The organism is Pseudomonas fluorescens group sp. PF-69 (genome assembly GCF_054481235.1).
The window spans coordinates 4,083,400-4,106,743 of record NZ_JBTMNC010000001.1 but is presented as its reverse complement, the minus strand read 5'-3'; the positions used below and the strand labels follow the sequence as shown (position 1 = coordinate 4,106,743).

22 protein-coding genes and 2 pseudogenes are annotated in these 23,344 nt (G+C 60.0%); 17 read left to right on the top strand and 7 right to left on the bottom strand.

What is annotated here, in order from left to right; all coding sequences use genetic code 11:
• Positions 1–32: 32 nt before the first annotated feature.
• Positions 33–1,220, bottom strand: a complete 1,188-nt coding sequence (gene pobA, locus ACX3YF_RS19365) for a 4-hydroxybenzoate 3-monooxygenase (protein WP_130207809.1) — start codon at positions 1,218–1,220, stop codon at positions 33–35.
• Between the two features lie 202 nt (positions 1,221–1,422).
• Between pobA and ACX3YF_RS19360 the strand changes: the two genes are divergently transcribed.
• Positions 1,423–2,313 (top strand): helix-turn-helix domain-containing protein, encoded by an 891-nt coding sequence (locus ACX3YF_RS19360; RefSeq protein WP_130207807.1) that lies wholly within the window; start codon positions 1,423–1,425, stop codon positions 2,311–2,313.
• Between the two features lie 209 nt (positions 2,314–2,522).
• Positions 2,523–3,458 carry a SphA family protein gene (locus ACX3YF_RS19355; RefSeq protein ID WP_198131712.1) on the top strand — a complete coding sequence of 312 codons (936 nt, stop codon included), beginning with the start codon at positions 2,523–2,525 and terminating at the stop codon, positions 3,456–3,458.
• 82 nt (positions 3,459–3,540) lie between these two features.
• On the opposite strand, the gene ACX3YF_RS19350 is transcribed toward ACX3YF_RS19355, so the two are convergent.
• Complete coding sequence (locus tag ACX3YF_RS19350; protein ID WP_448647936.1) at positions 3,541–5,382, bottom strand: sigma 54-interacting transcriptional regulator; 1,842 nt, start codon at positions 5,380–5,382, stop codon at positions 3,541–3,543.
• Between the two features lie 453 nt (positions 5,383–5,835).
• Between ACX3YF_RS19350 and pchA the strand changes: the two genes are divergently transcribed.
• The 7 genes and pseudogenes from pchA (at position 5,836) to ACX3YF_RS19315 (ending at position 11,348) form a co-directional block, all read left to right on the top strand.
• Positions 5,836–7,311 (top strand): 4-hydroxybenzaldehyde dehydrogenase, encoded by a 1,476-nt coding sequence (gene pchA / locus ACX3YF_RS19345; protein ID WP_288101027.1) that lies wholly within the window; start codon positions 5,836–5,838, stop codon positions 7,309–7,311.
• A 53-nt stretch (positions 7,312–7,364) separates the two neighbouring features.
• Positions 7,365–7,700 (top strand): c-type cytochrome, encoded by a 336-nt coding sequence (locus ACX3YF_RS19340; RefSeq protein WP_130207799.1) that lies wholly within the window; start codon positions 7,365–7,367, stop codon positions 7,698–7,700.
• A gap of 10 nt (positions 7,701–7,710) precedes the next feature.
• Positions 7,711–8,403 carry a hypothetical protein gene (locus ACX3YF_RS19335; protein ID WP_448647033.1) on the top strand — a complete coding sequence of 231 codons (693 nt, stop codon included), beginning with the start codon at positions 7,711–7,713 and terminating at the stop codon, positions 8,401–8,403.
• Positions 8,404–8,416: 13 nt separating this feature from the next.
• A complete protein-coding gene (locus ACX3YF_RS19330) occupies positions 8,417–9,985 on the top strand; it encodes an FAD-binding oxidoreductase (RefSeq protein ID WP_288101029.1) in 1,569 nt (522 codons plus the stop codon).
• Between the two features lie 60 nt (positions 9,986–10,045).
• Positions 10,046–10,417 (top strand): c-type cytochrome, encoded by a 372-nt coding sequence (locus ACX3YF_RS19325; RefSeq protein WP_130207793.1) that lies wholly within the window; start codon positions 10,046–10,048, stop codon positions 10,415–10,417.
• A 104-nt stretch (positions 10,418–10,521) separates the two neighbouring features.
• Positions 10,522–10,722 (top strand): annotated as a pseudogene (locus ACX3YF_RS19320) (site-specific integrase); the annotation flags it as partial.
• A gap of 296 nt (positions 10,723–11,018) precedes the next feature.
• Complete coding sequence (locus ACX3YF_RS19315; protein WP_130207791.1) at positions 11,019–11,348, top strand: hypothetical protein; 330 nt, start codon at positions 11,019–11,021, stop codon at positions 11,346–11,348.
• A 24-nt stretch (positions 11,349–11,372) separates the two neighbouring features.
• Here the strand turns inward: ACX3YF_RS19315 and ACX3YF_RS19310 are convergent, their stop codons facing one another.
• Entirely contained in the window at positions 11,373–11,669 is a 297-nt protein-coding gene (locus ACX3YF_RS19310; protein WP_242070484.1) for a DUF2513 domain-containing protein, read from the bottom strand.
• 450 nt (positions 11,670–12,119) lie between these two features.
• Here ACX3YF_RS19310 and ACX3YF_RS19305 point away from each other — a divergent pair.
• Both ACX3YF_RS19305 and ACX3YF_RS19300 read left to right on the top strand, forming a co-directional pair.
• Positions 12,120–12,428 (top strand): annotated as a pseudogene (locus ACX3YF_RS19305) (PAS domain-containing protein); the annotation flags it as partial.
• A 198-nt stretch (positions 12,429–12,626) separates the two neighbouring features.
• Positions 12,627–13,718 (top strand): methyl-accepting chemotaxis protein, encoded by a 1,092-nt coding sequence (locus tag ACX3YF_RS19300; protein ID WP_458974850.1) that lies wholly within the window; start codon positions 12,627–12,629, stop codon positions 13,716–13,718.
• Positions 13,719–14,111: 393 nt separating this feature from the next.
• Here ACX3YF_RS19300 and ACX3YF_RS19295 read toward each other — a convergent pair whose 3' ends face one another.
• The 4 genes from ACX3YF_RS19295 to ACX3YF_RS19280 form a co-directional block, all read right to left on the bottom strand.
• On the bottom strand, positions 14,112–14,552 hold the full coding sequence (locus ACX3YF_RS19295) for a GNAT family N-acetyltransferase (RefSeq protein WP_458974109.1): 441 nt from the start codon (positions 14,550–14,552) through the stop codon (positions 14,112–14,114).
• Positions 14,553–14,640: 88 nt separating this feature from the next.
• Positions 14,641–15,402, bottom strand: a complete 762-nt coding sequence (locus tag ACX3YF_RS19290; RefSeq protein WP_448647035.1) for a PAS domain-containing protein — start codon at positions 15,400–15,402, stop codon at positions 14,641–14,643.
• Positions 15,403–16,074 (bottom strand): response regulator, encoded by a 672-nt coding sequence (locus ACX3YF_RS19285; protein ID WP_047530823.1) that lies wholly within the window; start codon positions 16,072–16,074, stop codon positions 15,403–15,405.
• Positions 16,043–17,191 (bottom strand): sensor histidine kinase, encoded by a 1,149-nt coding sequence (locus ACX3YF_RS19280; RefSeq protein WP_458974108.1) that lies wholly within the window; start codon positions 17,189–17,191, stop codon positions 16,043–16,045. Before ACX3YF_RS19280 ends, ACX3YF_RS19285 begins: the two co-directional genes overlap by 32 nt.
• Positions 17,192–17,411: 220 nt before the next feature.
• Here ACX3YF_RS19280 and ACX3YF_RS19275 point away from each other — a divergent pair, with 220 nt between their 5' ends.
• The 6 genes from ACX3YF_RS19275 to ACX3YF_RS19250 are packed head-to-tail and all read left to right on the top strand — an operon-like array spanning position 17,412 to position 23,340.
• Positions 17,412–17,924, top strand: a complete 513-nt coding sequence (locus tag ACX3YF_RS19275; protein WP_458944786.1) for a dimethylamine monooxygenase subunit DmmA family protein — start codon at positions 17,412–17,414, stop codon at positions 17,922–17,924.
• A complete protein-coding gene (locus ACX3YF_RS19270) occupies positions 17,921–18,847 on the top strand; it encodes a PDR/VanB family oxidoreductase (protein WP_458974107.1) in 927 nt (308 codons plus the stop codon). Before ACX3YF_RS19275 ends, ACX3YF_RS19270 begins: the two co-directional genes overlap by 4 nt.
• 9 nt (positions 18,848–18,856) lie before the next feature.
• On the top strand, positions 18,857–19,870 hold the full coding sequence (locus ACX3YF_RS19265) for a heme-dependent oxidative N-demethylase family protein (RefSeq protein WP_448647039.1): 1,014 nt from the start codon (positions 18,857–18,859) through the stop codon (positions 19,868–19,870).
• Positions 19,871–19,904: 34 nt separating this feature from the next.
• Positions 19,905–21,035, top strand: coding sequence for an aminomethyltransferase family protein (locus tag ACX3YF_RS19260; RefSeq protein ID WP_130207775.1), 1,131 nt, complete (start codon positions 19,905–19,907; stop codon positions 21,033–21,035).
• Positions 21,036–21,066: 31 nt separating this feature from the next.
• A complete protein-coding gene (gene purU, locus ACX3YF_RS19255; RefSeq protein ID WP_130207773.1) occupies positions 21,067–21,933 on the top strand; it encodes a formyltetrahydrofolate deformylase in 867 nt (288 codons plus the stop codon).
• A gap of 39 nt (positions 21,934–21,972) precedes the next feature.
• Complete coding sequence (locus tag ACX3YF_RS19250) at positions 21,973–23,340, top strand: NAD(P)-binding domain-containing protein (RefSeq protein WP_130207771.1); 1,368 nt, start codon at positions 21,973–21,975, stop codon at positions 23,338–23,340.
• Positions 23,341–23,344: the final 4 nt, after the last annotated feature.

Below are 23,344 nucleotides of genomic sequence, written 5' to 3'. Positions count from 1 at the left end.
CACTGCTTGACGGTGGGCGCGGTAGAAGCGGATTACTCGATATCTTCGTAGGGCAGGCCCACGTAGTTCTCTGCGATGTTGACCAGACCGGCGTGTGAGTTGAAATAATATTCACGGTCGGCTTGCTGCATCTTCTGGTCCCACGCGTCCTTGTGATCGCCGAAGTCGTGCAGCAGGTTGGTCATGAACCAGCTGAAACGCTCTCCCTTCCAGACACGGCGCAGTGCCAATTCGGAGTATTTCTCCAACAAGTCCGTACGCCCTTCCTTGTAGACCTTGACCAGGATGCGATACAGGTAGCACACGTCCGAGGCGGCCAGATTCAGGCCCTTGGCACCGGTTGGCGGAACGATATGGGCGGCGTCGCCGAGCAGGAACAACTTGCCGTACTGCATCGGCTCGACGACGTAGCTGCGCAACGGCGCGATGCTCTTTTCCAGCGATGGACCGGTCACCAGCTTTTGCGCCACGTCCTGTGGCAGACGTGCCTTGAGCTCATCCCAGAAGCGTTCGTCGGACCACTCCTCGACCTTGTCGGTCAGCGGTACTTGCAGGTAGTAACGGCTGCGGGTCAGCGAGCGCTGACTGCACAACACGAAGCCACGGTCGTGGTGGGCATAGATCAACTCGTGGTTGACCGGTGGGGTGTCGGATAGCAGTCCCAGCCAGCCGAATGGATACACGCGCTCGTAGTGGGTGAGCACCTCTGCGGGAATGCTCTGTCGGGCAACCCCGTGGAATCCGTCGCAACCGGCAATGTAGTCGCAATCGATCCGATGAGTCTGGCCATCCTTTTCGTAGGTGACGTAGGGACTTTCGCCCTTCATTTCGTGCGGTCGCACATTCGCCGCTGAGTAGATGACTGGAGCGCCACTGGCGGTGCGAGCGTCCATCAAATCCCGGGTCACCTCGGTCTGGCCATAGACCATGACCGTCTTGCCGCCCGTCAGCCCCTTCAGGTCAACACGTACGCGCTTGCCGGAAACCAGCAACTCAACGCCGTCGTGGACCAGGCCTTCGGCATCCATGCGTTCGTGGACACCGGCTTCGCGCAGCATGTCGACAGTGCCTTGCTCCAGCACCCCGGCACGAATACGGTTGAGGATGTACTCAGGCGTTTGGCGTTCGATAATGACATTGTCGATACCGGCCTTGTGCAGCAATTGGCCCAACAGAAGACCGGAAGGACCCGCACCGATGATAGCGATCTGCGTTTTCATTATTTTGACTTCTCGTAGGCACTCCAGCCGATGAGAAACGGCGGCCGGATGTTTTAGATTTGTTCTTCCCTTGCATTTTTACTGACAAATTTTCGAAAAACAGGGGATAAACCCCACGAGAAATTGCACTTTTAGTAATTCTGTTCGATTATCGATTAACGAACTACCTCCTCGCATTAACTCCCGGCAGGTCGGTTGAACAATGAAAACAGGTCTCCCCAACATCCCCGTATTTAAGCTGTACGGCGAAAGCCAGACGTGGCCAACGTCTGACTTGCTGCACTGTGAGTCCATTCCCAAACGTAGCAGCCTGCATCATTGGGAGATCAAGCCACACCGCCATGCCGACCTGTTTCAGCTGCTATATGTCCAGCGCGGACAGGCCGTGGTCGAGATCGAGGGCAAGCGCAGTGATGTGCTGGAAGCGGCCATTCAGGTCGTCCCGCCCATGACGGTGCATGGCTTTCATTTCTCAGAAAACATCGAAGGCTACGTCCTGACCCTGAGTGCTCCACTGGTCGCCCGGCTGGAGGAGCAAATGGGCGCCCCCCTGACTGTTTTAGCCTCAACGGGTTGTTACCCGGTCGGACGCGAGCGCCGCTATCTGACGCCCCTGTTCACCGCACTCCACCACGAATACCTGAACAGCGCGCCGTCCCGTGACCTGCAACTGCACTCGTTGGTCAGCGTACTGATGGTCTGGATCAGTCGACAACGACAAATGAAGACCTCACCACGCAACCTAGGCGAGCGCAATCAGCACATGCTTGGCCATTTCATCAGGTTGATAGAGCAGCATTACCGCGAGCACCTTTGCGTCGATACCTTTGCTCATCGCATCGGGCTCTCCAATGTGCACCTCAATACCTTGTGCCGGGAACTGACAGGGCAAACGGCGCTGCAAATGATTCACCAGCGTGTGATGCTGGAAGCCAAACGAAGCTTGATTTATACCAACATGAGTATCAGCCATCTGTCCGATCATCTCGGCTTCAGCGACCCCACCTACTTCTCGCGCTTTTTTCGCCGCCTCAGTGGCCAGACTCCGAATGCCTTCCGCCATGCGGCCAGGCATGGCGACAGCGATACCTGAACATTCGAACTTTCCGCGGCCAGCCGAATTCTCTTAACAAAAACCGCCGACCGCGTCGGAAGAAGAGATTTCAATCGCATCAATTAATTCGTAAATCATTGATTTTAAACACAATAATTAATAATTGGAGTTGGCACGATAGTTGAGAAGCGACCTTGCGGGAATTCATATCCCGCATCGTTCACAACAATAAAAAGGCTGGACTTCTCATGCGTCAAACACTCACTCACTGCACTTCCCTTGCCTTCGGCGCTGGCCTGCTCCTGGCCGGCAGCACATCACTGGTTCAGGCTACCGAAGGCGGTGTCTCCTCCTGGCCAATGGGTATCGAAATCTACGGCATGGGGGTTCTGCCGCCACCGGGTACCTACGGGCAGCTGTTCGTCGGCAACTATATGGCCGACACCTTGCGCGATAACGCGGGCAACAAAGCGGCCGACATCGACCTGCGCGTCACGACGCTGGTGCCACGGTTTGTCTGGGTCACCGACCAGAAAGTACTCGGTGGCGACCTCGGCTTCCACGCACTGCTACCGCTCAATGACATACGGCTGAACATCAAGAACGGCCCGCACGACCACAAGCGCGGCCTGGGCGATGCTCACCTGGGTCCGGTGATCGGGTTCCACCACAGCGACAAGTTCCACACCGCCATGGGTGTCGACTTCGTGGTGCCGACCGGCGGCGAGTATGACAAGAACGACCTGGTCAACCTCGGCACTAACTACTACACCGTACAAGCGGTATATGCCATGACCTACATGGACCCCGCGGGTTTCAACGCCGATGTGCGCCTGATGTACGATTACAACTTCGAAAACCAGGACACCCACTACCAGTCCGGCCGCGAGCTTCATGCCGACTACACCCTTGGTTGGGGCCTGGGCAATGGCTGGGTACTGGGCATCGGTGGCCACGCCTACAAACAAGTGAGCGATGACCAGTGCAGCGCCGCTCATTGCGCCGCCGCAGCCGCTGTCGATGCCGCTGACGGCAACCGCGGCAGCTCCTTCTCCGTCGGCCCGGCCATCCAGTACGCCAGCAAGGATGGCTGGTTTCTCAGCGCCAAATGGCAAGATGAATCCGGTGTACGCAACCGTGCCGATGGCCAGACCTATTGGCTGAAATTCACGATCCCGCTCTGAGCCTACCCCGACGCCACCCATGACAACGCCCCATGACCATCAGATCATGGGGCGTTGCATTGCCCGCTTGCCGGTTTCGGCCCTAGCTCCCCTTGAGGCGATAACTGACCTGCGCGCGACTCATGCCGAGCATTTGTGCCGCCGCGGTGATGTTCCCCCCCGAGCGCTCGAGCGCCAGGCGTACCAGGCGCAGCTCGATTTCTTCCAGGGACATATTCAACACCCGTTGGCGTCCGGAAACGAAGGCCTGCAAACTCTCCAGAACGGGCTCGCGAAGCGCGTCTGCGCCACCCTCTTCTTCCGTTGATTGCACGGCTGTCGGCACTTCATCCGCCGCCTCATGCTGAACGGCAGACAAGCGCCCTTGAGGGGTCAGGCCGATGGCCGTCGCCATCAACGGCGCTCCAGCCTCGGCCAGATGCACCATGTCGATCACCTCACCGTCACCGGCGGCAATCACACCGCGTTCAATCAGGTTCTGCAGCTCACGAATATTGCCGGGAAACCGATAAGTGAGCAGCGCGTTGACCAGCCGCGTGCTGAACCCCGCCAGCTTACGCCCATGGCGCAAGCTGAAATGGCGCAGAAAATAACTCATCAGCAACGGGATATCTTCGCGACGTTCCCGCAACGGTGGCAGATGAATGGGAAAAACATTCAGTCGGTAGAACAGGTCTTCACGAAAACGCCCGGCCTCAACCTCGCGACGCAGATCCAGGTTAGTCGCCGCGATAATCCGTACATCCACGCGGATCGGCGCCGTACCACCGACCCGCTCGATCTCACCTTCCTGCAGGGCTCGCAAAATCTTGCTCTGCGCACTGAGGCTCAAGGTCGCAATTTCGTCGAGGAACAACGTCCCGCCATGGGCTCGCTCGAAACGCCCGGGCCGCGAACGCTCGGCGCCAGTGAAGCCCCCCCGCTCGACACCGAACAATTCGGCCTCCACCAGATTCTCCGGCAAGGCCGCGCAGTTGAGCGCCACAAGCGGCATATGCTGCCGGGAACTCGATTGGTACAGCGTTCGGGCGAATAGCTCTTTTCCGACGCCCGACTCCCCGATCAACAACACCGTCGCCTGCGTCGGCGCGACACGTTGCAGCAATTGGCTTGCCGCGACAAACGCAGCCGAAATACCCACCAACGGTTTGCCGTCTCCAGGCTCTTCCAGTTTGGCAACGGTGGTCTCAACGCCCGAGGTGTAAGTGCTGCGACTGAGAAAGTCGCCCGGATCCAGATACGCCAGGTCAACGTCGATATCGTCCCACTGTTCGGCCGGCTTGCCGACGATGCGACAGGCTTTATGCCCCATCGAACGGCATTCCAGCTCGCGAAACACCACCAGGCGACCGAGCAGCGACGACGCATAACCACTCGCATAACCGATCTCCATCCAGCAGGCCGGTTCGCCCCCCAGGCCGTAGGCGGCAATGTGTTCGTCGTCTTCGAGCGAGTTGTGCCAGAGAAATTCGGAATAGAAGTGACCGATACCCGAGTCGATCTCGAAGCGCACCACCTCGACATTGACCATGCCTTCGAGCATGTGCAGTCGCGGGCCGGCGCTGTACAGACTGGCGTGATCACCTTCCGGCCATTGTTCGCTGACCTGGGCGGCGTCGCGTGCTCCAGCCTGCCAACCAATGCGGGTCAACAGGCCGCGTGCCTTGTCGAAGCCCAGCGCATCGATCAGTTCGCGGCGAATGGCGCCGAAGGCAGAGCCCTGCAGCAGCATCACCCGCTGGCCACATAACCAGATGCTTCCTTCCTGGGGTGCGAAAGCCACCGTTTCAGCCAATTGCTCGGCCGAAGGCAGACCGCTGGCACCAAACTGGCTGGCCCGGTCAACGATATAGCGCTTTTGTTTGCCGAGCATCTGCTTGAGGAATTCCTCATCGGCAGGACGGCTATTGTTATTAGGAGTCATAGGGTCAACAGGCGGCAGGGAAGTAAAGTTTCAAGTATGCCCGGACAACCCGTACGGTCAATCCGTCAACGACGGACCACCTGCCATGCGACCCCACATTTGTCCGATAACCGCACAGATAAAAACCGAAAAACACCGGGCGTTGAGCTTTCAGCGGCCTGCAGCATCCTCTTCATAAAATTCCGCGCTGGCGACTGTAACGTCGGCCCACGAACTTGCCACGGTCATCACAAATATGACTAAGCATTTGATTTTATTGAACATTAATCATCGAATCGATGCTTGGCACGATAGTTGTTATCCGCAGGTGATGAGCCAGGCCGCCTGCTCGCGTCGGCCTCATGGCTGAGCCGGAGCATCCCCGGGTTCCTGCCACGATAAACCGCAAAAGTCTTCGATCATCGGCGGCGCCCCTGATCGATGCCCTTTCGCACCAATAAGAGAGAAAACTCCATGACCGTTACTCGTCTTGCCTATCAAAACCTTGAACTGCAGCCCCTCGCCGGACAATGGCGCGCCGGCAGCGCCGGTCGTCCACTGGACGTATTCGACCCCTTCACCCAGAAAAGCTTGTTGCAGATCACACTGGCCAATCGCGATGACCTCGACGAGGCCTACCGCAAGGCACGCGAGACCCAGGCCCATTGGGCTGCCAAGGGGCCGGCCGAGCGTGGCCAGGTGCTGCTCAACGCGGTGAAGATCTTCGACGAGCGTCGCGAAGAAATCATCGACTGGATCATCCGCGAGTCCGGCAGCACGCGCATCAAGGCGCAAATCGAATGGGGCGCCGCCCGCGCCATCACCCTGGAGTCGGCGAGCCTGCCAAGCCGCGTGCATGGGCGCATCATTGCGTCCAACATCCCGGGCAAGGAAAGCCGCGTTTACCGTACGCCGCTGGGCGTGATCGGTGTGATCAGCCCGTGGAACTTCCCCCTGCACCTGACCGCCCGTTCCCTGGCACCCGCCCTGGCGTTGGGTAATGCCGTGGTGGTCAAACCGGCCAGTGACACCCCCGTCACCGGCGGCCTGCTGCTCGCGCGCATCTTCGAGGAAGCCGGCCTGCCAGCAGGCGTACTCAGCGTGGTGGTCGGTTCCGGCGCGGAAATCGGCGACGCCTTCGTCGAGCACCCGGTACCGGCGTTCATTTCCTTCACCGGCTCGACCCAGGTCGGCCGCAATATCGGCCGAATCGCCAGCGGCGGCGAGCACCTCAAGCATGTCGCCCTCGAGCTGGGAGGCAACAGCCCGTTCGTGGTCCTGGCCGATGCCGACATCGAACAAGCCGTTAACGCCGCTGTGGTCGGCAAGTTCCTTCATCAGGGTCAGATCTGCATGGCGATCAACCGCATCATCGTTGAGCAGCCGCTGCTGGAAACCTTCACCCAGCGCTTTGTCGAGCGCGTCAAAGCCCTGCCTTACGGCGACCCGAGCAAAGCCGAGACCGTGATCGGCCCCGTGATCAACAGCAAGCAACTGGCTGGCCTCCAGGAGAAGATCGCCACCGCCAAGGCCGAAGGCGCCACGTTGCTGGTTGGCGGGGAAGCCCAGGGCAACGTCTTGCCGCCTCACGTGTTCGGCCAGGTCACTGCCGACATGGAGATCGCCCGTGAAGAAATCTTCGGCCCTCTGGTCGGGATTCAATCCGCCCGCGATTCCGAGCATGCCCTGGAACTGGCCAATCGCAGTGAATATGGACTGTCGAGCGCCGTGTTCACCTCCAGCCTGGAACGCGGCGTGCAATTCGCCCAACGCATTCACGCCGGCATGACCCACGTCAACGACATCCCGGTCAACGACGAACCCAATGCACCTTTCGGCGGTGAAAAGAATTCCGGCCTTGGCCGCTTCAACGGCGACTGGGCCATTGACGAGTTCACCACCGACCACTGGATCACCCTGCAACACGCCCCGAGACCGTATCCGTTCTGACCCGAATCCGGCCTTCCATGAACCAACCTACCAATAAGAATATGGAGTACGAAATGCCCTCACTCCTCAACAGCCCTGCTGTGAAACGGACCCTTGCTGCCTGCTTCACCCTGCCGTTTATCCTGCTGGCTGGTAATGCAGCGGCCGATGGCGACGGCGTCTGGAAAGGCGGCGAAAACGTCTACGCCAAGGTGTGTGGCCACTGCCACGAAAACAAGGTCGGCCCGCAAATCACCGGCCGCCAACTGCCACCGCAGTACATCACTGCGATCGTACGCCACGGCTTCCGTGCCATGCCGGCCTTCCCCGCCTCGTTCATCGACGACAACTCGCTGCAACAAGTGGCCGAATACATTTCCAAAACCTCCGCCCCCGCGGCCAAACCTTGAGGAGTCAGGCATGAACATAGAACGTCGTGTACTGCTCAAGGGCATGGCCTTGGGCGGCCTGGCCGGTGTGGCCATGAGCAGCTCGGGTCTGACCATGGCCAACAGTGTATTGGGCAGTCAGGCCCATCCGGTTCTGCCGACCCTGGCCCTGGTCAGCGGCGAAGTCGCCGAATCGGCCTTCCTTCAGGGGATTAGCGCCAGCCCGGCAGGCGGGCAAGTCAAGGTACAGCGTACCGACCTCGGTCTGAGCTTCATGCTCGGCCTGGATAAACGCCTGCGCAGTGGTCAACCACAACGCATCATCGGCCTGGTCGACGATGCCAGTGCCGCACTGATCATTGACCTGGCGCGAAGCGCTGGTGCTCGCGTGCAGTGGATCGGCCAGCACCGCGCCACGACCAATGCCTCGCAGCACCACCTGCTCAGCGCCGAGGCCGCCAGCGGCTGCGCCCCGCAGCTGGGCCTGAATTTGAACGCCTGCGGCACAGGCTTCAGCCTCAGCGAATACCGCCTGCATGGCCAACAGGCGCCGCTGCAAGTGTCCGCGGCCGCACGCAACAACGCCGGTTCCGAGCAATGGGCAGCCACGCTGGGATACACCCTCGCCGCCCTGGGCACCGCCAACACAGGCCAAGCGCCACTGGTCGCCAGCCGCCCATCGCCGCTGACCGGCAATTTCGTTTCGTTTTCGATCGAGGCTTGAAGGAGCTAACCAAATGACTGAGAAAAACAACAAGCCCCTGCTCCCGCGCGGCGTCAACAGCGCAAACTTCGAGCAAGCAATGGCCAAGTTTCGCAAATTGCTGGGCGATGAAAACGTCCTGACCAAAGATGATCAACTGATCCCGTACAGCAAGATCATGATCGCCGTGGACAATGCCGAGCACACGCCGTCTGCCGCTGTCACCGCCACCACCGTCGAACAGGTGCAAGGGGTGGTGAAGATCTGCAACGAACACAAAATCCCGGTGTGGACCATCTCCACGGGTCGTAACTTCGGATACGGCTCGGCGGCGCCAGGCCAGCGAGGTCAGGTCATACTTGACCTGAAGAAAATGAACAAAATCCTCCACGTCGACCCGGAACTGTGTACCGCCCTGGTAGAGCCGGGGGTGACCTATCAGCAGCTGTACGACTACATCCAGGAACACCAACTGCCGTTGATGCTGTCGTTCTCTGCACCCTCGGCTATCGCCGGCCCGCTGGGCAACACCATGGATCGTGGCGTGGGTTACACACCCTATGGCGAACACTTTCTGATGCAGTGCGGCATGGAAGTCGTGCTGGCTAACGGCGATGTTTACCGAACCGGCATGGGCGGAGTGAAAGGTGACAATGCCTGGCAGGTATTCAAGTGGGGCTATGGCCCGACGCTGGACGGAATGTTCACCCAAGCCAACTACGGTATCTGCACGAAAATGGGGTTCTGGCTGATGCCGAAACCGCCGGTATTCAAACCGTTCGAGATCAAGTTCGAGAACGAATCGGACATCGCCGAAATCGTCGAATTCATCCGCCCACTGCGTATCGCCCAAGTCATTCCGAACTCGGTCGTCATTGCAGGCGTACTCTGGGAGGCATCCACCTGCAACACCCGCCGCTCCGACTACACCACCGAGCCGGGCGCGACCTCTGACGCGATCCTCAAGCAAATTCAGAAAGACAAGAATCTCGGCGCCTGGAACGTCTATGCGGCGCTGTACGGCACCCAGGAGCAGGTCGACGTCAACTGGAAAATCGTCACTGGAGCCCTGAAGCAACTGGGCAAGGGGCGAATCGTCACCCAGGAAGAGGCCGGCGACACCCAGCCGTTCAAGTACCGCGCCCAGTTGATGTCCGGGGTACCTAACCTGCAGGAATTTGGCCTGTACAACTGGCGTGGCGGCGGCGGCTCGATGTGGTTCGCACCGGTGAGCCAGGCCCGAGGCAGCGAGTGCGACAAACAGCAGGCGCTGGCCAAGAAGACCCTCAACAAGCACGGTCTGGACTATGTCGGCGAGTTCATCGTCGGCTGGCGCGACATGCACCACGTCATCGACGTGTTGTATGACCGCTCCAACCCGGAAGAGACCAAACGCGCTAACGCCTGCTTTGCCGAACTGCTCGATGTATTCGAGAAGGAAGGCTACGCCGTATACCGCGTCAACACAGCATTCCAGGATCGGGTTGCGCAGAGCTACGGCCCTGTCAAACGCAAACTTGAACATGCCATCAAACGTGCGCTGGACCCGAACAACATTCTGGCACCAGGCAAGTCGGGCATCGACCTCGCCAATTCATTCTGATTGCTCTTGAGGCCCCGCCAGGCCTGTCTTGGCGGGGCTTTGCTATTTGTAGGAAACGAAATGACCCACGTACAACTGCTCGTTGCCAGCGCCCTGCTGCTGGCAACCCCTTTGACGCAAGCCCAGGGCGACGTCGCTCAGGGCCAGGCCCTTTTCAGTACTCAATGCGGTTTCTGTCACAGCCCCGAAGCGGGTAAGAACCTGATGGGGCCGAGCCTGCACGGCGTGTTCAATCGCGCCAGCGCCCAGGCACCGGCTTTTACCTATTCCGCCGCCCTGCAAGGCGCCAAGCTGCAGTGGAATGACGCCAACCTGGACAAGTGGCTGACAAACCCTGCCAGCTTGCTGCCGGGCAACATGATGATGTTCCCGGGGCAGCCCGATGCGCAGAGTCGTCAGCACCTCATCGCTTATCTCAAGAGTTTGAAGTAAGCACGTTGCCGGCAGCGACCTGACCTGCGGGAGCAGCACGTTATTGAACAGGCCATTGGACACCGACACCGCCTGCCACCGTCCTCTGGTCAAGGCTTGGCTGTCGGGATGGCAATGCCGAACTGCAACGCCCTTTTATCAAGGACCTTTACCCGGCACTCGACAACACGTCAGTCAGTGGTGTGCCCGAGCATGATGTTCGGGCACCGTTCCGCACCGTGGTCAATCGCGGCGCTCACCGTCAAGCCATCCGCTTTTTCGACGACCTCACCCAGATAGTCGGCCAGGCCATAAAACGCCAGCCGTCCGACTTTGGGTAGGGAGAACCGGTGACATTCATCCGCTTCATTGCGCGGTGCCAGGCCTTCCCGGTTGGGCAGAAGCCGATGGAAAACCGCAGCCAATACCTGTTCGTTAACTGCGGCAACTCACCTTGAATGACAAGACTAAAGTCTTACGCCGTTCGTCGATGATGGCGTGTTGATATACGTACACGACGCATGGAAATAAGTATCATCCGCCCCGCCTTTTCCTCCACCCCACTACAAACACCCCGAATAACGAGCTTTAAGTCTCCGCATGCACAAGCAAGGAATCATGGATGTTCGCTCCAGCTAACGGCACACGCTCAACAAATCTCAGCATGATCCATCTGTCATCATCAGAGTTCTGCTGCATCGAGCGCTTCATCACTCAATACATTCAGACCAGAGATATTGAGCCAACTGAAAGCGCCCGGCAGCGCTTGCTTGCCGCTCTGGAGGACTACCCTCGCGCGGTGCGTGTGGCACTTTACGAACTGAATGCGTGGCTGGATAACCGCCTCCAATTGAGGGCCTTCCACCCGCAATGCGCGCGCGCCATTGATGAGTGGGTCAACCAGAAGCTTAGAGGGATTTGGGAAATCGCAGGCACAAAAAACCCCGCTTGATGGCGGGGCTTGGCAAGCGAAGACTTAATGAAAGTGCTTGAACTCGTACTTGGCGACGTTCGCTCTCATATCATCCAGCAGGTCATGGCCTCGCCATGTGAGCGAGATCAAAGTCTCGACGCCTGAGGCGTCCACGGTGCTCTCCACGAATGCTTCCTTGACGATGAGCTGGAGTGCATGGGTGGCCTGCTCCTTTTTGGCCTGGTCATGAGTGTCGTGACCAAGCGCTACGTTCAGAGCATGCTCTTGAAGAATTCCCTTTCTATTTGCCTGTTCGACTTGCTCAAGAAGTGCCTTGATGTAATTCCAATTCCGCTTCATAGGTAAATTCACTCTGCCATTTCCGGTCAATTGAGAATAGTCAGGGAATGGAGCCCCCATAAAAAACCCGACGCAGTGGCCGGGCTTCTTTCAGGTATGACTATCCAGTTGCACTTTCTGGCCGCAATTCGCCAAACTTTCAACGAAATCAAAGCCATTAATGGGCCGACCACTCCTGCGAAAACACCAGGCTGACGAAAGGCTGAGGGAGTGAACCCGCACGGGCTGACTGCCCGCCCTGCCGAAGTGACAAGCCGCTAGCCAAGATAAACGCGTACACGTTAAAAACGTCGCGTTTTTTTTGAGCCACAGACGAATTTTCCCAATTAAAATCAAGAGCCTATCCAAACAAGCAATACAGATCCAAAAAAGCCAGACAACACGAATGCAACTCATTTTTATAAAAAATATTTTTAGAAAAAGACACTAATCTTGTTCACGTACTAGTCGATGGCCTCTCAAAGGAACCAAGGAGCAGTCGGAATGAGAAATAATCAGCCTGTAACACAGCGCGAGATTTCACTCGCACCTCAACAGAAGCTTATTTCGACAACAGATGTTCGAGGCGTCATTACGTATTGCAATGACGCTTTCGTAGAAGTCAGTGGTTTTGATAAAGCCGATCTGATTGGTGCCCCGCAAAATATCGTCCGTCATCCTGACGTCCCCCCTGCCGTATTTGCCCACATGTGGGGTGCCCTCAAACAAGGCCGCCCGTGGATGGGTATCGTCAAAAATCGCTCCAGAAATGGCGATCACTACTGGGTCAACGCATACGTCACTCCAATATTTGAAGGCAGCCAGGTAGTCGGCTTTGAATCGGTCAGGGTCAAGCCGACGGCTGATCAGGTCCGCCGTGCTGAATCCCTCTATAAGCGCATCAGTCAGGGAAAGCCGGCCATCCCTCGGCAGGACAGCTGGCTGCCCGCTCTATTGGACTGTCTGCCCTATGTCGCCATGGGTTTGGCGGGCTCCTTGAGCGGTTTGTTCTTCAGCGCCCCCGTGTCAATAGCCGTGGCCACAGGCATTGCCGTGCCGATCGGTTTGCTCTCTTCGCGCTGGCAGACTCGGGGAACTCTGCGCCTGTTACAGATGGCCGAGCCCTCGACCTCCGACTCACTGATCGCTCAGATGTACAGCAATGCGCGCGGACCACAAGCCCGTCTGGAGACGGCCTTCGTCAGTCAGGCCGCGCGACTGAAGACTTGCCTGACGCGCCTGCAGGACACCGCCGAGCAACTCAGTGCGCTGGCTGGACAATCTGATCTGCTGGCCACTGACAGCTCAAACGGCCTTGATCGCCAGCGCGTCGAAACCGAGCAGGTGTCTGCGGCCGTTAACCAGATGGCAGCGACCACCCAGGAAGTCGCCAGCCACGTCCAGCGCACGGCGGATGCCACCCAACAAGCCAATTTGCTCACGGGTCGCGGCCGCGATGTGGCCCGAGACACCCGCGAGGCCATCGAGCGCCTCTCCACTGTCGTCGGTGAAACCGGGCTGACGGTTGCGCAATTGGCCAAGGACAGCAACGAAATCGGGACCGTCGTTGACGTGATCAAAGGTATCGCCGATCAGACCAACCTGTTGGCACTCAATGCCGCCATCGAGGCGGCACGTGCCGGCGACATGGGCCGGGGATTCGCAGTAGTGGCCGATGAAGTCCGTCAGCTGGCACAGCGCACCTCGCAATCCACCACCCAGATCCATGACCTGATTACCAAGCTCCAGGCGTCGTCCAATAACGCTGTGCAATCCATGCAGCGTGGTCAGCGTCAGGCCGAAGAAGGCGTGACTTGGGTGCTTGAGGCAGACAAGGCCTTGGTGGGTATCAGTGAAGCGGTTGCTCACATCACCGAGATGACCACGCAGATTGCCGGCGCCACTGAAGAGCAAACCGCCGTTGCCGAGGAAATCAGCCGCAACATCACAACCATCGCCCACCTGGCTGATCAAACCTCGGAACAAGCGCACCAGTCGGCGGGCCTGAGCAAAGAACTGACCAGAACTGCGTCCACCCAGCACTCATTGGTCGAGCGCTTTAATCGATAATCAACCCGACCCCGTCATCAAAGAGCCCGTTCCGGCACCGGGCTTTTCACATCCGCCCTGTCACGCCTTCGTCACACCTGACCCGCACAATGCAGGCAGCCAAAGGGATTTGGCCCATCTACAAAGAGCCCGACCAAGTGTCGGGCTTTTTTCATTTCGGCAACTTGCTTTTCACGAAACGCTCACAGAATTGAGCGCAGATTGAGCATACAAAAGGATTTGACCCCAAACAGAAAAGCCCGACTTCGCGCCGGGCTTTTCTTTGCCTGCGATCCACTCACGCACCAGCCGCCCTCCCGGACTATGGTTGCACTCGCTATGGAGGAACGCCATGTCTCTGCCAGACGATCCTGACCCTGCGCCCTCAAGTCATCCTTCGCAAGATCATTCGCATCAATCCAGGCGCTTCAGGAAGTGATGGCAGGCGATCTGGTAATGGCGTTGCATGTAGAGACGATGAGCAGCCGCTCTATCCATACCAACCCCGGAGTCAAGATGCACTGCCGCGCACCCCTGACGCGCAGCCTCCTCTTCAGCCCAAGCCAACAATCGCGAGGCGTAACCCTTGCCGCGACTTTGAGGCAGGGTTGCAATGTCCACGATGTAGAGCGACTTCCCCAGCCACAGTGAATATTGAATCCTGTAGCCCAATACGCAAACGGCCGACGCCTGGCCTTCTTCCCACAAGCCGATCAGGTTGTAGCCATTGGGGCGAAGCATCTCGTCGATCCTGGAGGTAATCTCCGCCGGAGAGTATTTCGGCCACAACTCACACAACGCTGCAGCTGCCTGATTGGTGTCAGCAGCACCAATCGGCTTGATGATCGAAGACATACCGTTCCCTCTGGCAATTTGCGTTGGGCCACATGTTACTCCGAAACAGCGTCGCCCAAACGCCGAGGGCCACACCGCAAACCTGCGTTCAACGCCCCGGTTCCTGGTCGGTATTACGCTCGAAAATCGCCCCCTCGATTCCCAGCACTTCACGCGTGTCGGCATAGATCCCCACGCCCTTTTCCCAGACGTGCTTGATCGACCGATCGGCGCAACGAATCCGGTAGTTGAGTTCGAATGGCTCCTGCCGCGACAGGGCATATTGCACCTCACGCCAGACGTAATCGGCATCCTGCGCCAGGATCAGGCTGTTGTAGGTGAACTCATGGTTGTCCACCAGCCGCTCCGGTGGATACCCGGTCAGTTGCAAGCAACCGGCACTGACGAATTCCATGGTCCAATCGCGATTGTTGCGGCCGCGATAGATCAGCCCCGGCATGCTGTCCAGCAAACTCATGCTGCTGCGCTGACTGGCCTGCAAGGCAATCTCGCGGCGTTTGTGCGCGGTAATGTCCCCAGCCACAAGATAAAAACCCTGAGTGTCGCGCTTGAGGCTGACGTCAAACCAACGCAGCTCCCCCGAGGGGTGAACAAAGCGCAACCGCTGGCTGAAGGAAGTCTCGGGGCGCCGACGCAGTTCATGCAAGGCCTGACGCCACAACGAACGGTCCTCATGGTGCACATAATCGATGAGGTTGCGCTCCGGACCCGGCCTGTCCATCAGCTCGACCCACGCCAGGTTGAAGTGGGCGATCTGCCCGTTATCGCGCAGTTCGAGCAACGCCGCCGGAAAGCGATCCATCAGGTGCAAGGACGGTGCCTGCACAAATGCCTCTGGCCGTTCCATCATCTAATGCCGCTCCTCGTGTCTCACCGACGCGCCGTTGTGTACCCACGCCGCCAGCTCCAGACGCGAGTGCTGGCCGAGCTTCTGCAACAGATTGCGCACATAGATCTTGACCGTGCCATCGCTGATCCCCAGTTCCCGACCGATCTGTTTGTTGCTCATGCCGGCGACAATCAGGGCCAGGGTCTGGCCCTCGCGTTCAGTAAGGTTGCCGGTGTCCAGAGGATCGGCATCCTGCGCGGGGCGGTGCAACGATTCGTCCTGATCGGCCAACAGGGCAATCAGGGTCGAATCCAGGACAATCGCGCCCTTGTGGCAATTGCGCATGTAGGCCAGCAAGGCATCGGGCTCGGTTTCCTTGAGCACGTAACCGCTGGCCCCCAGGCGCAGGGCGGTCAACAGCTCGGCGCGATCCATCGACGCAGTGAGCACCACCACCTGGCAATCGAGGCGCAACTGACGCAGTTCATCGAGCACCTGCAAACCGCTCAAGCCAGGCATGTGCAGATCCAGCAAGACCTGCTGCGGTGCCAGGCTCACCGCCAGGTTGATGCCTTCGCGGCCGCTGGCGGCCTGCCCCACCACCTCGAAGTCGTCACTGGCGCCGAACAACTGCGCCAGGCCCTTGCGAAACAGCGGGTGATCATCGATCAGTAATAAGGTCGTGCAGTCCATCGAAACTCCCCTGTGGCAGGTCTTGGTGATGGCAAAGGCCGAGGTGTACGCGAACCCCGTGCGGGCGGATCGCCTCAATGCTCAGCCGGGCGCCGATGCTCGCGGCGCGTTCGCGGATAATCGCCAGGCCGAAATGGTTGTCCTCCCCCGATGCAGGGCTCAGGCCGATGCCGTCGTCCTCCACCGTCACAGAGACATCGCCGTCCTGGTTTTGCCGCAACTCGATGCGCACATGCCGCGCATGGGAATGGCGCACCGCGTTGGCCAGTGCCTCGCGAATGATCTGCAGAATCTGCAATTCGGTTTCCGGGCTCAAAGCGTCATCGGTCAGGCGATTGTCCAGTTCGAAAACGATGATGCAGCGCCGCGAAAACTCGGCGACAGAGTCGGCCAATGCCTGGCGCAGCGAACGCCCATCCATGGTCAGACGAGCGCTGGTGATCAGCTCGCGCACCTGGCGCTGCAGCTGACTCAAGCCGCCGCACAGTTCCTGCAACGCGGCGAAGGCCTGCGCAGGCTCGCCCAACTTCGACTGCAGCCAACGCGCCTGATACGACAGGTAACCCAACTGCTGAGCCACCGAGTCGTGCAGCTCACGGGCCAGGGCGCCGTGCCGGGACGTAGCCTGTTTGCGCTGTTGTTCACGGGTGTAGCAGCGCAAGCGCACGGTGACGCCGATCGCCTGCGCCGCCTCTTCCAGCAGCTGGCGCCAGCTTGCATGGACCGGTTGTGGGGTATCGAGCAACAACACCCCTTTGCTCGAATCGTCGCTGTGCGGCAAGGCACACAGCAGGCGATGTACGCCCCGTTGCCGGCAAGGGCCACAGGCCTGAGCCCCATCAGGCAGTGCCGAGTCACGCCAAGGGCAACGCGCAACGTCCTGACAGCCCTCGAGCAATCCGCGCCGTGCCGGCCCCAGGTCTTCGCCGCCCAGGATCAGATTCAGTTTGCAGGTCGGCAACAATGCTTCGAAACGATCCAGAAAACCCGACAAGGCACCGTCAGCGTGCACCTGGCACAAGGGCAATCCGGCCAGCAGTTTGCGCACGCTGCGTGCCTGTTCGGGGCGAATACGCCCCAGCCAGAGCGGCCACCACTGCGGTCGTGTTCGCACCATCGATAACTCCCCGTCCGGTTACTCAGCCCTGAGCGAAGACGAGCAACTTCCATGCCCCGAACTGGCGTTGCGCAAGGCTTATCTCCAAAGGCATAGCCCTTTTTCCGGATTGAGAAGATTTTCCCCATAGGAAAGTATCTTCCCCACCAGGAAACAAATTCCCGATCCAACGCCACCTTTCTCGCCCTTCGACAGGCGCGGAACAGCCAGGAAAGCCCACATGACGGATAGACACAGCGCCGCCCCGGACCGACTTCACAGCCTCCCGCGCTATCGCCCGCCGCTGCCTCGTTCAAGCGTCACCCGACACATCGTGGTCATGCAATCGGCGGCCGCCTGCTCGCCCGTTGTCGGGGAACTGGAACAGCCCTTGGTGCTGAATGGCGAGAACGCCGACTTTTCCCGCCGCCTGCAACAGGTGCTGGTCAGCGCCACGGTCGGCAGCCATCTCTACATCATGGGCGACGAGGCCTTTATCTGGCGCATCCACGGCGAGGCCCGCAGCGCCGGACTGGAAAATGACGAGATCGACATCACCCGCACGATTGCCGGTGCGCGCCTGGTGTATTGCGTGCACTGCGGCCTGACCCAGGCCACCGGGGCGGAGTCGCTGCTGATCTGCATCGGTTGCGATGTAAGGCTGGAAGTCCGGGAGCACTTTTCCCGCCGCCTGGGGGCGTACCTCGGCGTTTGCACCAACCCCGACCAGCCTTATGCCGGAGTCCGGTCATGAGCGCCGTAATCGAAGTGCGGGTCAGCGCGGCGAGAATGCTGACCCCAGTGGTGCGCGAATTCACCCTGCAAGCGTGCTCCGGGCCCCTGCCGGCGTTCTCCCCCGGCAGTCATGTACAGGTTCACCTGCCACTGGCCGAGGGCAAGCTGCGCAATGCCTATTCACTCACCAGCGACCCGGCGGACAACCAGCATTACCGCATCGCCGTACGCCTGCAGGAGACCTCCCGCGGCGGCTCGCAGTACCTGCATCGGCAGGTCCGGGTCGGGGACACGCTGCAGATTTCGCCACCGGCCAATCTGTTCGCCCTGCACTCGACCGCCAGCCTGCACATCCTGATCGCCGGCGGCATCGGCATCACGCCGTTCATGGCCTACATCGCGGCCCTGGAACAACGCAAGGCCGACTTCGAATTGCACTACCTCTGTCGTCCGGGCCTGAGCGATGCCTATGTCGAGGCGTTGCAACAGCGGTTGGGGTCGCGCCTGCACACCTACGCCAGCCGCCCGGACCTGCGCCGGATCCTGCGTGATCGACCGCTGGGCAGCCACCTTTACACCTGCGGCCCGCAACCGTTGCTCGACGCGGTTCGGCAACAGGCCAAGGCACTCGGCTGGCCGCCCGGCCGGGTGCACTGGGAAGCCTTCAATGCCGCACAACCGGGCCAACCCTTCGATCTGGAACTGCTGCGCAGCGGTCGGCGCCTGCGGGTCGGCGCCGAACAAAGCCTGCTCGAAGCCCTGGAATCCGCCGGGCTGCAGATCCCCAACCTGTGCCGCGGCGGGGTCTGCGGCCAGTGCATGACCCGTCACGTGGGCGGCGACATCGAACACCGCGACAGTTTCCTGAGCCCCGCCGAGCAGGCTGACTTTCTCATGCCCTGTGTCTCCCGCGGCGGCCCTTGCGTTTCGCTGGATCTTTAGGAGTCGACCATGACCATTCAATCAAGCCCCGTGCAGAGCTATCGAGACGATTTCAGCTTTCGCAACAGCCCCGCCGCCATCCGGCGTTTTCCTTTCCCCTTCACCGAGGACAGCTACCTGTATTCGGTGAACATCGAACCGGCGACCTCCCGGGATCCCGGCTCGGTTTACCAGCACGGGTTCGACATCGACGAACACTACCGCTCGGAAATGGCCGAACGCGCCCTGGTGCTGGACAAGGATCCGCGCCGCTACCTGGTGCTGCCGCACATGCAAGTGGCGGCCTGGGATGCGCTGCAGATGCTCATGGAGCACCTGGCCGTGGATTATCCGCAGTGGTTCTCCCTGGAGCGTGAAGGTGATCACTGGCATTGGCGCAACACGCTGCTGAACATCGATCAGCACTTTGTGTTCGGTGATGCCACCAGCCTGCCCTGCGAGCCGCTGGAGTTCATCGGCCGACAGGTGCAGGGGGATTTCGCCCTGCTCGATCAACGCGACGGCGATCTGTACATGGACGCCGGCCTGGTCACCAGCCCCGCCGACTGGTCCCTGGCCTTCGACGCCGGCATGAGTTTCAAACAGTGGCATTCGCCAGTGCCCATGGCCCACCAAATGGGCATCTTCGACCGCGCGCTGAAATACCTGCTCAACCTGCAAACGGGGCAGCCGGTGCGGCGTCTGAACTGGACGCTGACCATCAACCCGCGCCTGGACTCCTCCCCCGAGACGTTCCATGAATGGGGCGCCGACCGCGGCCGCATCACCGCCGAGAACGTCGGGCAACAGGTGCATCTGCGCGTGGAGCTGCAAGTGATGGCCCGTCTGCCGCGCAGCAACGCGGTGATGTTCAGCATCCGCACCTACCTGATCAGCCTGCAGGAGCTGGTCACCCAGCCCGGCTGGGGTTGCCGCCTGCACCGTGTGCTGCGCGACCTGCCCGAGCCGATCGCCGACTACAAGGGCATGAGCCGCTACCGACAGACCCTGGTCGAGTGGTTGAGCCGCTTCGACCCGGCCTGAACCCTGACCCACTTTCACCGACAAGGATCTTCACATGACGCATTCATGGCGTATTTCTGCACTGGCCGAACGGCACCGCGCTCTCGGCTCGAACCTCGAAGACTGGAACGGCATGGGCACTGCCTGGACCTACGACAGCGACCTGGCCGATCACCATCAGGCGATTCGCACCCGGGCCGGACTGATGGATGTGTCCGGGCTGAAAAAAGTCCATTACGTCGGCCCCCACGCCGAGAGCCTGCTGCAATGGGCCACCACCCGCGACATCGCCAAGCTCTACCCCGGCAAGTCGGTGTACGCCTCGATGCTCGACGAGGACGGCAAGTTCGTCGATGACTGCATCGTCTACCGCACCGGCCCCAACGCGTTCATGGTGGTGCACGGTGCCGGCAACGGCCACGAAATGCTGGTGCGCTCATCCCAGGGCCGGCAAGTGGCGGTGCTGTTCGATGACGACCTGCACGATCTGTCGCTGCAAGGGCCGCTGGCGGTGGACTTCCTCGCCGAGCACGTCCCCGGGATCCGTCAGCTGCCTTACTTCCATCACCTGCAAACCCGCCTGTTCGATCGCCCGGTGATGATCTCCCGCACCGGCTATACCGGCGAACGCGGCTACGAGATTTTCTGCAAGGCCGCCGATGCCCCGGCGCTGTGGGACACGATCCTCGAACAGGGCGCGGGCCTGGGCATCATCCCTTGCGCCTTTACCGCCCTGGACTGGTTGCGGGTGGAAAGCTCGCTGATGTTTTTCCCCTACGACAACTCGCAGATGTACCCCTTCGCCGATCAGAAGGCGGGCGACACGCTGTGGGAAATGGGCCTGGATTTCACCGTCTCCCCGGACAAGCGCGAATTCCGTGGCGCCGACGAGCACTTCCGGTTGCGCGGCCAGGAGCGCTTCAAGATCACCGGCGTGTTGCTCGAAGGCGTCCGTCCCGCTGAAGCCGGCGACACCCTGTGGCAAGGCAACCAGCAAGTCGGGGTGATCACCTGCGGCATGTACTCACGCCTGAGCAAACGCTCCATGGCCATCGCCCGCATGAGCGTCGCCTGCTCGATTCCAGGCATTGCCCTGCAGGTGCGCGGCAGCCAGGAAAGCGCCGCCGTGACCCACGCCCTGCCCTTCGACGACCCGGAAAAAACCAAGCGCACAGCCAAGGGCTGAGCCTCCAACCACTGTCTCCAGGGGACTCTCGATGGACACTACCAACGAACATTACATTCTCAAGATCAATTGCCCGGCAGCGTCCGGCATCGTTGCCGCGATCACCACCTGCCTGGCCGGACAGCAGTGCTACATCAGCGAGCTGGCGCAATTCGACGACGAGTTCACCGGGCAATTTTTCATGCGCGCGGTGTTCCGCTTCAACACCGGCGTGAAGGGCGATATCGGTGCCCTGCGCGAGGATCTGGGCGACCTGGCCTGCGGCTTCGACATGCAATGGCAGCTGTTCTGCAGCAGTCAGCCGACCCGGGTGCTGCTGATGGTCAGCAAGTTCGACCACTGCCTGACTGACCTGCTGTACCGCCACCGCAAAGGCGAGATGGACATGCACATCACCGCAGTGGTCTCCAACCACCTGGACCTGCGAGCCATGGCCGAACGCGAAGGCATTCGCTTCATCTACCTGCCAATCACCAAGGACAGCAAGGCCAGCCAGGAAGCCGAGTTGATGCGCATCGTCGAGGACACTCAGACCGATCTGGTGGTGCTCGCCCGCTACATGCAGATTCTGTCCGACGGCCTGTGCCAGCAGCTGTCCGGCCGGGCTATCAACATCCATCACTCGTTCCTGCCCGGTTTCAAGGGTGCCAAACCCTATCACCAGGCCTACGACCGTGGCGTGAAGCTGATCGGCGCCACTGCCCACTACGTCACCAGCGACCTCGACGAAGGACCAATCATCGAGCAGGAAATCCAGCGGGTCGACCATACCCACCTGCCCGACTCGCTGGTTGCCATCGGCCGCGACACCGAAACCGTAGCGCTTTCCAAAGCCCTGAAATACCACCTGGAACACCGGGTGTTCATCAACCAGGACAAGACGGTGATTTTTCGCTGAGCGAGCCCTTTTTCCGATCAACAGCCAGGAGATACGACCATGACCACACGCGTTGCAATCATCGGCGCCGGCCCTTGCGGCATGGCTCAACTGCGGGCCTTTCAATCGGCCAGGGACCAGGGAACGCCCATCCCGGAACTGGTCTGCTATGAAAAACAGCAAGACTGGGGGGGCATGTGGAATTACACCTGGCGCACCGGCCTGGACGAGAACGGCGAACCGGTGCATGGCAGCATGTACCGCTACCTGTGGTCGAACGGCCCGAAGGAATGCCTGGAGTTCGCCGACTACACCTTCGAAGAACATTTTGGCCGCCCCATCGGCTCCTACCCACCACGGGAAGTGCTGTGGGACTACATCAAGGGCCGCGTCGAAAAAGCCGGGGTTCGCGACTACATCCGTTTCAACAATGTGGTGCGCCAGGTCACCTTTGACGAAGCGACTCGCCGCTTCACGGTGGTTGCCCACGACCACGGCAGCGATACCCGGACCTCGGAACAGTTCGATTATGTGATCAACGCCTGCGGGCACTTTTCGACGCCGAAGGTGCCGTACTTCCCCGGATTCGAGCAGTTCGGCGGGCGCATCCTGCACGCCCATGATTTCCGCGAGGCGCTGGAGTTCAAGGGCAAGGATCTGTTGATCATCGGCAGCAGCTATTCCGCCGAAGACATCGGTTCACAGTGCTACAAGTACGGCGCCCGCAGCATCACCAGCTGCTATCGCACCGCGCCCATGGGCTATGACTGGCCCGCCAACTGGGAAGAAAAACCGCTGTTGCAGCGCCTGGAAAAAAACCGCGCGTACTTTATCGACGGCACCCACAAGCACATCGATGCGGTGATCCTCTGCACCGGCTACCAACATCACTTCCCGTTCCTGCCGGACGAACTGCGCCTCAAGACCGACAATCGGCTATGGCCGATGAACCTCTACAAAGGCATTTTCTGGGAGCCCAACCCGCAACTGATCTACCTCGGCATGCAGGACCAGTGGTACTCGTTCAACATGTTCGACGCCCAGGCCTGGTACGCCCGCGACGTGATCCTGCAACGCATCGCCCTGCCCGACCAGGCACAACGAGCCGCCGATAGCCAGCAATGGCATGCCCGTGAACAGCAGCTTGAAACCAACCAGCAGATGTTCGAATACCAGGGGGCCTATATCCAGCACCTGGTGGACGCCACCGACTACCCGAACTTCGATATCGCCGCGGTCAACGACACCTTCATGCACTGGAAGCACGACAAGGCCCACGACATCATGGGTTACCGCGACAAGTCCTACCGATCGCTGATGACCGGCACCCAATCGCCCCCCCACCACACGCCCTGGCTGCATGCCCTTGACGACTCCATGGCGGCGTACCTCGCTGAACCGCCGATGTCCGTCAAATCGATCGGTTGACCCG